This window comes from Paenibacillus sp. J22P165, from assembly GCF_059692015.1.
Genome location: NZ_JCAUAP010000008.1, coordinates 211,895 through 223,700, shown reverse-complemented (window position 1 = coordinate 223,700; position 11,806 = coordinate 211,895). Strand labels below are relative to the sequence as shown.

Annotated in this window: 11 protein-coding genes; 8 read left to right on the top strand and 3 right to left on the bottom strand. The window is 42.2% G+C overall.

Annotated features, from left to right (window positions below; genetic code table 11):
• Nucleotides 1-29 precede the first annotated feature (29 nt).
• Nucleotides 30-467, bottom strand: coding sequence for a DUF6376 family protein (locus tag AC58QM_RS21190; RefSeq protein WP_497286841.1), 438 nt, complete (start codon nucleotides 465-467; stop codon nucleotides 30-32).
• Between the two features lie 436 nt (nucleotides 468-903).
• Between AC58QM_RS21190 and AC58QM_RS21185 the strand changes: the two genes are divergently transcribed.
• From AC58QM_RS21185 to AC58QM_RS21160, 6 genes are all read left to right on the top strand, one after another.
• The gene (locus tag AC58QM_RS21185; protein WP_497286840.1) at nucleotides 904-1,671 is read left to right on the top strand and encodes an SDR family NAD(P)-dependent oxidoreductase; all 768 of its coding nucleotides are present in this window, start codon (nucleotides 904-906) and stop codon (nucleotides 1,669-1,671) included.
• Nucleotides 1,672-1,700: 29 nt separating this feature from the next.
• Nucleotides 1,701-2,465, top strand: a complete 765-nt coding sequence (locus AC58QM_RS21180) for an SDR family NAD(P)-dependent oxidoreductase (RefSeq protein ID WP_497286839.1) — start codon at nucleotides 1,701-1,703, stop codon at nucleotides 2,463-2,465.
• 242 nt (nucleotides 2,466-2,707) lie between these two features.
• Nucleotides 2,708-3,766: an LLM class flavin-dependent oxidoreductase gene (locus AC58QM_RS21175; RefSeq protein WP_497286838.1), complete on the top strand. Its 1,059-nt coding sequence runs from the start codon at nucleotides 2,708-2,710 to the stop codon at nucleotides 3,764-3,766.
• A gap of 200 nt (nucleotides 3,767-3,966) precedes the next feature.
• Complete coding sequence (locus AC58QM_RS21170; protein ID WP_497286837.1) at nucleotides 3,967-5,478, top strand: spore germination protein; 1,512 nt, start codon at nucleotides 3,967-3,969, stop codon at nucleotides 5,476-5,478.
• Nucleotides 5,448-6,626 carry a Ger(x)C family spore germination protein gene (locus AC58QM_RS21165; RefSeq protein WP_497286836.1) on the top strand — a complete coding sequence of 393 codons (1,179 nt, stop codon included), beginning with the start codon at nucleotides 5,448-5,450 and terminating at the stop codon, nucleotides 6,624-6,626. Before AC58QM_RS21170 ends, AC58QM_RS21165 begins: the two co-directional genes overlap by 31 nt.
• Nucleotides 6,627-6,637: 11 nt before the next feature.
• Nucleotides 6,638-6,868 (top strand): hypothetical protein, encoded by a 231-nt coding sequence (locus AC58QM_RS21160; protein ID WP_497286835.1) that lies wholly within the window; start codon nucleotides 6,638-6,640, stop codon nucleotides 6,866-6,868.
• Nucleotides 6,869-6,871: 3 nt separating this feature from the next.
• Here AC58QM_RS21160 and AC58QM_RS21155 read toward each other — a convergent pair whose 3' ends face one another.
• Nucleotides 6,872-7,972: a GerAB/ArcD/ProY family transporter gene (locus tag AC58QM_RS21155; protein ID WP_497286834.1), complete on the bottom strand. Its 1,101-nt coding sequence runs from the start codon at nucleotides 7,970-7,972 to the stop codon at nucleotides 6,872-6,874.
• Between the two features lie 48 nt (nucleotides 7,973-8,020).
• Nucleotides 8,021-9,220, bottom strand: coding sequence for an MFS transporter (locus AC58QM_RS21150; RefSeq protein WP_497287103.1), 1,200 nt, complete (start codon nucleotides 9,218-9,220; stop codon nucleotides 8,021-8,023).
• A gap of 227 nt (nucleotides 9,221-9,447) precedes the next feature.
• Between AC58QM_RS21150 and AC58QM_RS21145 the strand changes: the two genes are divergently transcribed.
• Both AC58QM_RS21145 and AC58QM_RS21140 read left to right on the top strand, forming a co-directional pair.
• Nucleotides 9,448-10,881 (top strand): PAS domain-containing sensor histidine kinase, encoded by a 1,434-nt coding sequence (locus tag AC58QM_RS21145; RefSeq protein ID WP_497286833.1) that lies wholly within the window; start codon nucleotides 9,448-9,450, stop codon nucleotides 10,879-10,881.
• Between the two features lie 131 nt (nucleotides 10,882-11,012).
• Nucleotides 11,013-11,759 carry a phytanoyl-CoA dioxygenase family protein gene (locus AC58QM_RS21140; RefSeq protein WP_497286832.1) on the top strand — a complete coding sequence of 249 codons (747 nt, stop codon included), beginning with the start codon at nucleotides 11,013-11,015 and terminating at the stop codon, nucleotides 11,757-11,759.
• Nucleotides 11,760-11,806 lie beyond the last annotated feature (47 nt).

Sequence of the window (11,806 nt, the reverse complement as noted above, 5' to 3'; positions counted from 1 at the left end):
CATAGGTTTATTCGCAATTAGAACAGCCTCTAAAGGCCTAAATTTTGAATCCGATTTAGTAAGTTTGCCGCATCACTAATGGTCGTTAAAATTTGTGAATTCTGAAGTTTATCCAGTGCCAAATGTCCATTCACGATGACTTTATTGATCTCTTCTAACAAAATTTTGTTTTTCTCTACAATTTGCTGATGAACATCCTTAGCAATCGAAGGGACACTGCTCAAATTAAATTGTTCAATTTCCTTTTTTAACGCGTTTAATTTATTTTCGAGTTCCTGTTTTGTCTCTGGATTCGTAGCGGCATCTTTGATCATTTGAGGCGCTTGTTCGGCAAATTCACGCAAGTTCGTTAAGTGTTCGGTAGCTTGGGTTCCGTAATCAACGGTTTGATTCGCTTTTTCTAACAATGAACATGCACTTACGAATATGGTTGAAAGTAGAACAAGGAAAAGCATCCATTTCCGCATCTATCTTTCACATCCTTACCCTAAATTTTTAAACAAAATCAGGTTTGTTATTGTTTTACTACGTTTTTGGATACAAAGCGTTTCATTTCCGGCTTCTGGAACATGACAAAATTGAAAGATTGATGTTAGGGAAGTCGATAGCTCGACAATTTGGGCAGTGCTACAGTTAACTTACGATTTTGACCAAAATAATAATATGTAAAGGATGATAATGATGAAAAAGTGGCTATCGCTTAGTGTGACCGTGATACTAATTATTCTAGTAGGAAGCCGCGCTGTTAGAAATGAATTGAATGAGTTATATATGCGTTCAAATAGGGAATTATAAGCGATGCCATGTAGTTGTTCGTTTCGAATAATAGGTATCGAGAGGGAAGTATCCATTTCGATTTGACTTAACTCGGTGAATGTTTTGAATCAGTAAAGGAGTAGGCGTATGGGAAAACTTGATGGCAAAGTTGCTTTAATAACAGGTGGCAATAGTGGGATAGGTTTGACAGCCACCAAACTGTTCTTGGAAGAAGGTGCAAAGGTTGCAATTACAGGCCGTAACCAAACTACGTTAAATTCGGTGGCAGAGGAACTAGGAAGCAATGTTCTTGCTATTCAGGCAGATGCCTCCGATCCAACTAGTATGGTACATGCGGTTTCTCAAATTATCACGGCTTTTGACAGACTGGATATTGTGTATGCGAATGCCGGTATAGCCTCTGCTACGCCTTTAGGCAGTACTGAGTTCTCGGTTTTCGAGGAGGTACTTAAAGTTAATGTAACTGGCGTGTTCTTCACGGTACAAGCCGCTCTGCCTCATTTAAAGGAAGGAGCTTCCATCATCTTGACTGGCTCTACGCGAGCAACAGATGGTGCTCAGGGAAGAGCAGCCTATGCAGCAAGTAAGGGAGCCATCAGCAGCATGGCCAGAGTTTTCGTATCGGAATTGTCGCCGCGTGGTATCCGTGTCAATACGGTAGTGCCAGGTGCAACACGCACAGCCATTTGGAAAAAGACGACGCCTGAAGAAACGGCGAAACTGGAAGATTCACAAGCACGAACGATACCGCTTAATCGAATGGGCGATCCAGAGGAGATAGCTAATGTTGCCTTATTCCTAGCATCCGATGAATCTTCGTTTGTGCAAGGCGCAGAAATCACGGTTGATGGGGGAGCACGTTCGGCACCATTAGGCGCACCCATTTACCGATAAAATTCGAATACCTGATCTAGGAGGCACTTATGGGAATACTTGATAATAAAATCGTACTAATAACGGGCACAGGCGGCGGTTTGGGCCGTTCCGCGGCACTTACCTTTGTACGAGAAGGTGCAAGGGTCATTGGTTGTGACATTAATGTTGAGGCTAACAATGAGACGATAGAACTCGTACGTCGTACGGGTGGTGAAATGGCAGGACTCGCGCCAATCAATCTGACAGACCCGGAACAAGTTCGAAAGATGGTTGAGGATAGTGTGGCTGTCTATGGCGGACTTGACGTAGTCTACAACAATGCAGCCGTACAACGATTCGGTCCCATGCCCGATTTCTCGATTGAAGATTGGCGGGCGACTATAGCGGGAGAGCTCGATATTCCATTCTTTGTGTCCAAATATGCATGGCCACATTTGGTACAGCGCGGTGGCGGTGTTATCATCAACGTTGCCTCATTGGCAGGGATGATCGCTGGAGAAACACCGCCGATGGTTGGGCACTGTGCAGCGAAAGCCGGCGTCATCGCCATGACGCGGCAATTCGCGCTTGAAGGTGCGCGCCATGGCATCCGTGCTGTAGCCATCAGTCCAGGGCCATTCCTGACTCCAGCCAGTGACCGCGACCTTGGCGACAATCAAGCAGCACGCGAGGCAATAACGAAGAAAACGCTGCTGAAACGCTTCGGTCAACCTGAGGAGCTTGTTGAGCTCGCGGCATTTGTTGCATCTGACAGGGCTTCTTACATCACAGGAGCCAACTTCGCAGTTGACGGTGGAGCTTCGGCTTGGTAGACGAGCTCTAAAGATGATAGCGTAGAGGAGTTGCATTCCAGCAACTCCTCTATTTCGTTTGATTTAATACTTTTGGTACTCGTTGCTTTTATACTGCCACTTATTATCGGTTGACAAATGGGTTGAATCAAGATATCCTACTATTAGATTAAATAATATTATTATATATAGCATTATCTTTTTAATGTTTACTTGTTTACTTTGAATAATTGATTTTTACTTAGCCTGTAGGGGGAATTGAAATGGAAATAGGTGTAGATACGTTTGTTGAAACAACGCCAGATGCTCAAACTGGTGAGATGATGAGTCATGCGCAGCGATTGCGCGAGGTTGTAGAGGAAATTGTTCTGGCCGATCAGGTTGGATTAGATATATTTGGCGTTGGTGAGCATCATCGCAAGGAATTCGGGGATTCCGCAACTGCCGTTGTTCTAGCGGCTGCGGCGTCTAGAACCCAAAGGATACGATTAACCAGTTCGGTTAGCGTACTATCTGCAGCTGATCCTGTTCGATTGTTTCAACAGTTCGCCACGCTTGATGGCATATCGAATGGGCGTGCAGAAATTATCGCGGGTCGAGGTTCCATGGTCGATGCATTCCCATTGTTTGGGTATGATTTGAAGGATTATGAGGAACTTTTTGAAGAAAAATTGGAGCTATTATTGAAATTAAGAGATTCGGAGAAAGTAACTTGGAAGGGTGGCCATCGACCAGCCTTTACGAATCTAGGTGTGTATCCGCGTCCTGTTCAAACCCCTTTGCCGATATGGTTGGGCAGCGGGGGAAACGCGGAGTCAGTCATTCGTGCTGGCGTACTTGGTCTGCCCCTTGTTTTAGCGATTATTGGAGGGAGCCCTTTGCAATTCGCTCCACTGGTTCCGCTCTATAAGGAAGCCGCGGCTCGGGCAGGACATGACCCTGCGAAATTAAAGGTTGCTGTGCATTCCATTGGGTATGTTGGTGAGACGACTTCGCTTGCGGTTGATAAGTATTTCCCATCCACACAAGCATCATTTAATTATTTTGGTAAAGAGCGTGGATGGGGACATTACAGCCGAGGAAACTTTGATGCTTCACGCAGCTTAGAAGGTGCCTTGTACGTTGGAGATCCTGAAACGGTAGCCAATAAGATTATTTATATGTACAAGCATTTAGGCTTCTCACGTTTCTTCCTTCATTTGCCTGTCGGCACCATGCCACATGAGGATGTTATGAAAGCCATTGAACTCTTAGGAACGGAAGTTGCACCGCGTGTACGAGAAGAGGTTGCAAGATTAGAAGCTGCAAAGAAAAATTCGTGATGTAAGGGTCATTTTAGAGAACTTGTTCGTAAGCTGATAGAGCCGCGCTTTGCGCGGCTTTTTGTTTTGCGTCGCTATGTGAGAAATAGCGGCGATCTTTCTTTTTTAAAACAAATAAACGGAATGGGAGAATGTTCTTGTCATTGTTCTTACTGAAATTGGGATAATAGCAGTGATTGTGTTAATCAGGAGGATCTTTCATGAGATGGTTTAAAAGAGGAAAAGCCCAGGAAAACGAAAGTCTTCAGAAAATGAAAACCATTAGCCTGGAGGAAGACATTACGGATATTGAGTTTTCATCTAATATTCTGCAGAACGAAACCATTTTAAAAGAAGCCTTTCAGGATTGCTCTGACGTTGTCTTTCGTAAGGTAGAATCTAATCAACACACACAATGGCTCATTGTTTATATTGATAACTTGATTGATATGAAAATGCTGGATGAGCATGTCATAAAGCCAATGTTGATAAGCATCACAAAGAATCAGATTCCGAATGGAGCAGGAGAATTACCAAGTGAAATCTTCTCTATCGGAACAACCACGAGCTCTACCCAAGTAGCTGAAATCATTGCAAATGTATTAGAAGGTTATGCTGCTATTCTCACGACAGGTACGAACCAGGTAATGACAGTCTGTATTCCTGCTACAACCCATAGAAGTATTGAGGAAGCGACATCTGAGCAGGTTATACGTGGCCCAAGAGACGGGTTCATCGAACAAATTTCAACCAATCTAAGTCTGATAAGGTCAAGGCTCAAAACAACTAAATTAAAAGTCGAATATATAACCATCGGAGAGCATACCCGGACTCGCATAGCGATTACATATCTAAAGGGTATCGCGTTAGATACCTTAGTTGAAGAAGTGAGAAGAAGATTAAAGCCAATAAAATTGGACGGCGTACTCGACTCTGCCTATATTGAAGAATTCATTGAAGATCAACCCTATTCACCATTTCCCCAAGTGCATAACACGGAACGTCCAGATGTGGTGGCGGCTGAATTACTAGAAGGCAAAGTAGCGATTCTTGTGGATACTAGTCCATTTGCACTTGTTGTGCCTATGACCTTCTGGACAGGACTTCAGGCAAGTGAAGATTATTATGTGCGATGGCCAATCGCTACATTTATTAGATGGATTCGATTGTTTTTTATTCAATTTGCGATATTTGCTCCGCCGCTGTATGTTGCGATAACAACCTTCCATCAGGAAATGATACCCACTAATCTAGTGCTGAGTATTGCTGCATCGAGGGAATCAGTTCCTTTTCCTGCAATGATTGAGGCTTTTGTAATGGAAATCATATTTGAAGCCTTACGGGAAGCTGGAATTCGTCTACCGAAGCAGATAGGACCTACCATAAGTATTGTTGGGGGCTTAGTTATCGGTCAAGCAGCGGTACAAGCTGGATTGATTTCTGCTCCAGTCGTCATTATTGTATCGATTACAGGAATTTCGACGTTTACGATTCCTCGATATAGTTTTTCAAATGGTATCCGATTACTTCGGTTCCCCATATTGTTCTTATCCGGAACATTAGGGCTCTATGGCATTGTTCTAGGATTTCTCGGTGTTATGTTACATGTGACTTCGCTTCGCTCATTCGGGGTTCTCTATTTTTCACCGATTACACCATTAAAACTGCAAGCTTTGAAGGATGTATTAATTCGAATACCCATATGGGCGAAGCGTTCGGGGGGAAATCGATGAGATCAATCAGATATATCATTATTCTCATGGTCCTTGTTATTACCAGCGGTTGTTGGGATCGGATCGAAATTAATGATCTCGCATTTATTATGGGCACTGCCTTAGATCTGACAGACGAGGGCAATATCCTATGTACTCTTCAAATCGCAATACCCTCATCAGTTGAAGGTGGAATGAGCAGTAAAAATAACGGTAACAAGTCATTCATCATCACGGAAGAAGGAAAGTATGGGAATGAGTTACATCAAAAACTTCAGAAGAAAAGCTCACGCCATTTGTTCTACTCGCATCGCAGCGTTGTGTTCATTAGTGAACGATTAGCCAAGCATGGCATCGATAATGCGCTGGATATTTTTACGCATGACCCAAGAAATCGCTTAAAGACCTATCTTGTCATTGTAAAAGGAGGAGAAGCAAGGAGTATTTTGCAATTGAATTCTCCCTTAAAGCCTGTCCCCATTGAAGCAGTAAGAGGGATGGAAGTTTCTGGGGAAGATGTCGCGGTAACATTACGTGACTTTTATCTTTTGTATGGAAGTGAAGGGATTCAACCTGTTATTGCTGTCATCGAACCCGACGTCCACGCCAATGATCCCCAAAAACAAATTTTCAAAGTAGTGGGTACCGGTGTATTTAAAGAGCTCAAACTTGCTGGGATGTTAGATGAGAACGAAACATTAGGTCAAATGTGGGTGACTGGTAAGCTTAAAGTAGGTTTTCTATCAGGTAAATTACCCAAAGGAGAGGGACAAGTTGGCATAGTTTTAAATCATGTTAGCCGCAAAATTACAACATGGATAAAGCAGGATGGTGTCCATTTTAAAGTTCAATTGAGTGGTCAAGGAAGCTTAGATGAGAATAATTCCACGCTGGATATCAACAATCCTCAAGAATTACAAATAATAAAAAAGACATTAGAAGATGCAGCCAAGAAACATGTACAAGCATTTATCGACAAAATCCAAAAGGAAGTTAAAGCAGATAGCGTTGGTTTTGGTCAAGAAATATATAAGAATTACCCAGATGAATGGAGCAAGTTGAAAGATCAATGGGACACGCGTTTTCCAGAGGCAGATATAGAAGTTGATGTCAATCTGAAAGTCCAAGGAGCTGGCATGGTGCATTCCACTTTGGAAACTCACAACTAGGAGATTAAATCATGATTGTACAAATCGTAGCCTATGTGCTAGTTACGTTGGGTTGGACGTTTTACCAAGCGTGGCATTTCCTGAAAAATAAACATCTCAAATTGACCGTCATCTACAGTTGTTTGATGGGAATTTGTACAGTAGTAGGCGCATTGGTGATTGCCCATGTTCATTTGCCAAGTTCAACGCTTCCTGCAAGATATATGTATAGTCACATCGGCAGACTCATCTTACAGCAATGACATCTAAGGCACGGATTTCCTCCAGTGCCTTTTTATCGTGTCAATCGCCAAAAGTGAAAGGGGGAGTACAAATTGTGTAGCAAATGCGAAGCTGGGATACGTTTCTTTCAGATAGCTGCTTAAATCAGTGGCATAATTCTCAAAGACCACAATCGATCCTAACACGGATATTAATGTGATCGGTACTACAAAGCTTCGATAACTTTTCACTTCAAATAGATGAGCTAAAGTAAGACAAATCATAAAAAAAGTGAGTGACACTTTGATAAAGCATCCCATTACCCAAATAGCAACCGCGACAGCTTCTAAGCGTTCAAAGCTACCTTTAATGCCAATATATTGAATAACACTAAGAATGGGAAACGATAATTTTCTCGTTAACGGCCCGAAGATCATGATGAGTGGTAAAACAGTGATACAGAATAGGCAAGAAATAATACTCAATGACGAGAATGAAGCTAGGGCTGCTTTCTTTGGTTGATTTAAAAAGGGGAGAAGCCACCCCAAAATAATAAATTGACCTAAGTAAGCGATGGGGAAAACAGATGACTGAAGGACAGGGACAATTCCCTTACTTAACACGGGACGGAGCAGTTGTGGGTTTGACTGGGCGAGCATGAGAAGCAAAAGTGGTATTAGTAAAACAAAGATGAGTAAGGCCAGATATTCATTGCATCTAGCAATAGATTCAATCCCCATATAGACGGCGATACCGCACATGATTGCCAGTGTCAGACTAACTACAACGGAAGGCGTTCGCATGAGAAAGACGCTATTAATGAACTGAATGTGTTGGTTCAAGATAATGAAATCAAAATTGATCCAGTAATAAAGCAGATAGCATCCAACTAATTTACCGAAGAATTTGCCTAGAATTAGGGAACTGTATTGAATGATGGTCAAACCTGGATAGCGCTTAGCTAATGTAAGCAACACCCACACATGCAGAATTCCAACCAAAAAAGCAGGGAATATCGTCAACCACGCATCTTGCTTCGCTATTGATTCCATAAAAGATGGTACAACTAGAATCAAGGTTGGCGCAATAAAAGAAAAAATTAATAAACTTAGTTGAATGCCTGATATTTTTTCGGTAGATTCCATTCAGGATCTCCTTTCTTCAGAACTTCTAAGTATTCCCCCTGTAAGCCCCTACACTCGCCGAACTTTGGTTTCTTTGCCGAATATAAGCAGTATCCCACTACCTAAGACAATAACTGCTGCGAAAATACTGAATATCCATGCGTAATCCATATCCTTCTGTACCAAAGCGCCTACTAAAAAGGGGGCAATCACACTGCCGATCCTGCCGAAACCAGCTGCAAAGCCGCTTCCAACACCTCTGATTTCCGTCGGGTAGTTCTCTGGGGTATACGCGTACAGAGCTCCCCAAGCCCCTAAGTTAAAAAAGGATAGTAACGAGCCCGTTATTAAAAGCATAGAGATGCTGTGACTTAGCCCGAACCCTATTGCCATGCCACCGGACGAAATAAGAAAGATGGATAAGGTCGCTTTACGTCCCCATTTCTCCACAAAGTAAGCAGCTGCAAAGTATCCAGGGAGTTGAGAAAGTGTCATTAGGAGCACATAGCGAAAGCTCTGGATCATGGAGAACCCTTTATCAACTAGAACGGAAGGCAGCCAAAGAAACAGCCCATAATAGGAAAATGCAATGGCAAACCACACGGCCCAAAGCGCAATGGTCTCCCTTTTATATGTCGTGAACAATTCCCTTAAGCTAATTTGACGGTTGTTAGCCCTGCCGAATTGGGGTGATTCTGGGACAGCACGTCGTACCCAAAAAGCAAATAATACCGGAATAGCACCGATCATGACTGCTGCACGCCACCCTAATGGAGGGATAACAAAGTAAGAGAGTACAGCCGCTATAATCCAGCCTACAGCCCAAAAACTCTCCAATAATACAACGATTCGCCCTTTTTTATCAGGGGGTGCGAATTCGTTAACGAGTGTCGCAGCTACCGGAAGCTCGGCGCCCAGTCCAAGTCCCATGAAAAATCGTAGAATAAGCATACTACCGAACCCACTTGCAAACGCGCTGCCAAAGCTGAATACACCAAAAATTACCAAAGTGAGTAAGAACACAGGACGTCGGCCTATCTTATCTGCTAAATATCCCCCAAAAGCAGCACCGATGGTCATGCCGATCAGATTAACCGACCCGAGAAGCCCAGCTTCCTGGGCTGTTAGTCCCCATTCTTTGCGTAGTGCAACCAGGATAAAAGATAATAAACCAACATCCATGGCATCAAATAACCAGCCAAACCCGGCAGCCCAAAATACTTGACGAAAGACGCTTTTTTGATCTCTATTGTAACTTAGCCTGGTTATAAAACTTCCTCCTCTTGAGCAAACGGTGTTTACCTATCCATCAATTCGTTTATATTTTCCATATATAGCCTAGAAGATACGGGTTTACTCGAAGAAATTGAGAAGAGTGGACAATCATACTCCTTGCGATTTGTTATTTTTCTAAATAATAATTGGGTAATAAAGGGTTTCGTATATAAAAGCCGAATAAAAACTTACAACATTTGTTTGAATTGGGGACGTTACTTATGATAATGAAAGAATTTTTAATCGATTCTTTGATGAACTTAACCTCCGATAGTATTGTAATTGTTGATGTGAATGGAACGGTGTTAGAAGTCAATAAACAATTTGAAGAATTGCACGGTTGGAGTAAGGAGGAAGTTATTGGGGAAGTGTTGCCAATGATTCCTGAGGAATATAAAGAGGAAGCCCTTAGACTATATCAAACCATACTTCACGGTGAACAAACCAAGGATTTCGAAGCCATCATACTTAAAAAAGCTGGCGCTACCTTTTACGCGAATGTTACGGTTTCACCCGTTAGAAATTCGGAAGGCGTGATTGTTGGATTTGTCGGAGTGGAGAGAGACATCAGTGAAAAGAAGAAAGCGGAAGAGGAGCTTTTAGATAGAGAAAAACAGTTTAGTAGGTTGATTAAGCTGAATCCTGAAGCTATTTGCTTACATAAAGATGGAATCATCCAATTTGTGAATGATGCTGCTTGTAAACTGTTTGGTGGTGCTTCACCAGAAGAATTCAATGGTAGATCGATTTTTGAATTTTTCTATCCAACGGATAAGGATGTTATTATTGAGCGGCTTCAACAGGTCATGAAAGCTGATCTAGACAGCTACAGTGAGTTTGTAGAGCGAAAGATGCGAAGGTTAGACGGTACTTCTTTCGATGTGGAAATATCCTCTATTTATGTCTATAAGAAAATGGGATACCCTGTCGTGCAGAGTGTAATTCGTGATCTCACGGAGCGTAAAAAGTCGGAAGAAGCGATGATTCGTTCTGAAAAATTGGCGCTCATTGGTCAGTTGGCTGCTGGCATCGCACATGATATACGCAATCCTTTAACTTCGTTGAAAGGGTTTGTACATTTACTAAAAGCGAAACATACCGATTATGTTGATGTGATGATGGAAGAACTCGAACATATTAATTATGTCGTTAATGAGTTCATGACGCTAGCGAGACCACATCTGAATTATTACGTAGAGAGCAAGATTGAAGAGCTTGTTCAAAGTGTCATTCATTTTTTACAACCACATGCCCTCCTGCATAACGTTCAAATCCAAATGGACATCGAACAAATACTTCCTCCCATCTTCTGCATACCGGATCAAATCAAACAAGTATTAATTAATGTATTGAAAAATGCGATAGAGTCCATGGCGAATGGTGGATTCATACAAATCTCGTTCAGAAATCATTCCAATCAAGAACTGGTTATTTGCGTCAAAGATCAAGGTATCGGTATTTCAGAAGATGGGTTAACTCAATTAGGAGAGCCATTTTTCACCACGAAAGCTAACGGAACTGGCTTAGGTCTCATGGTCTGCAAGCGAATTGTCGAAGATCATGGAGGCAGCATCTCAATTCAGAGTAAAATTAATGAGGGTACAACGGTTGAAATCGAGTTGCCACTAAGAAATAGAGTTAGCGTAGAGTCTTAACTTTAGTTCGATAAAATATTAAAATGTGGAAAAAACACAATGAAAACCTTTAACTTGTAAATTGAGTTCACGTGTCAAATCCCTGATGATAGATCTAAGCCGTTTAAACTTAATCTCAGGGAGGGAATGCTATGTTAAACACCAATCAACTTAAGCAATACGAAGATGAAGGTTATATCATTTTTGAACAATTATTCAACGCTAGTGAAATGGATCGTATTAGAGAAATTATCGATGAATTTGATGATGAAACAGAACGACGCTTAAAGGAAGCCGGGCAAAAAAACTGGAGTATCCCGAATCAGATAAGCTTCACAGCTGGTTTGAACTTTAGGCATCCCGAGCTGCAGCAATTTATCGCTGATGAGCGATTCGTTAATCTAGCTACTACCATTCTTGGGCCTAATATCCGCTTATATTGGGATCAATCGGTGTATAAACGTCCAGAAGCAAATCGGGATTTCCCATGGCATCAAGATAACGGATATGTGCCGACAGATCCGGTACACTATATGACCTGTTGGCTGGCATTGGAAGATGCGACCATAGAGAATGGATGCATCTGGGTGCAGCCTGGTACACATCATAAAGGACTTGTTGAGCATGTAAAAACCGATATCGGACGGGTATGCTACTATGGAGATGAAGAAGGAATTCCAGTGGAATTGAAGAAGGGAAGCATGGTTGCTTTTCACTCACTTTTGTTCCATCGCAGCACGCCGAACCGTAGTCAGGCCACACGGAAAGGGTATGTCATTCAGTATTCTGTTGATGGTGCCAAGCATCCGGATACGGGGATAATTTTCAAAAATGGACCGATCGTAGCTCGTGAAAGCAAAGTGGTTTATGAAAATTTCCTCACAAAAGAGGAAGTTTGATAAGAGTGAGATGAGTATACGATAGATGAGAACTAGGTGAGGTTTGA

Excerpts from the sequence above, each read along its gene's own strand:
- AC58QM_RS21175 (WP_497286838.1), top strand. The coding sequence starts at position 2,708 with ATGGAAATAGGTGTAGATACGTTTGTTGAAACAACGCCAGATGCTCAA.
- AC58QM_RS21160 (WP_497286835.1), top strand. The coding sequence starts at position 6,638 with ATGATTGTACAAATCGTAGCCTATGTGCTAGTTACGTTGGGTTGGACG.
- AC58QM_RS21170 (WP_497286837.1), top strand. The coding sequence starts at position 3,967 with ATGAGATGGTTTAAAAGAGGAAAAGCCCAGGAAAACGAAAGTCTTCAG.
- AC58QM_RS21190 (WP_497286841.1), bottom strand. The coding sequence starts at position 467 with ATGCGGAAATGGATGCTTTTCCTTGTTCTACTTTCAACCATATTCGTA.
- AC58QM_RS21145 (WP_497286833.1), top strand. The coding sequence starts at position 9,448 with ATGATAATGAAAGAATTTTTAATCGATTCTTTGATGAACTTAACCTCC.
- AC58QM_RS21140 (WP_497286832.1), top strand. The coding sequence starts at position 11,013 with ATGTTAAACACCAATCAACTTAAGCAATACGAAGATGAAGGTTATATC.
- AC58QM_RS21185 (WP_497286840.1), top strand. The coding sequence starts at position 904 with ATGGGAAAACTTGATGGCAAAGTTGCTTTAATAACAGGTGGCAATAGT.
- AC58QM_RS21155 (WP_497286834.1), bottom strand. The coding sequence starts at position 7,972 with ATGGAATCTACCGAAAAAATATCAGGCATTCAACTAAGTTTATTAATT.
- AC58QM_RS21180 (WP_497286839.1), top strand. The coding sequence starts at position 1,701 with ATGGGAATACTTGATAATAAAATCGTACTAATAACGGGCACAGGCGGC.
- AC58QM_RS21165 (WP_497286836.1), top strand. The coding sequence starts at position 5,448 with ATGGGCGAAGCGTTCGGGGGGAAATCGATGAGATCAATCAGATATATC.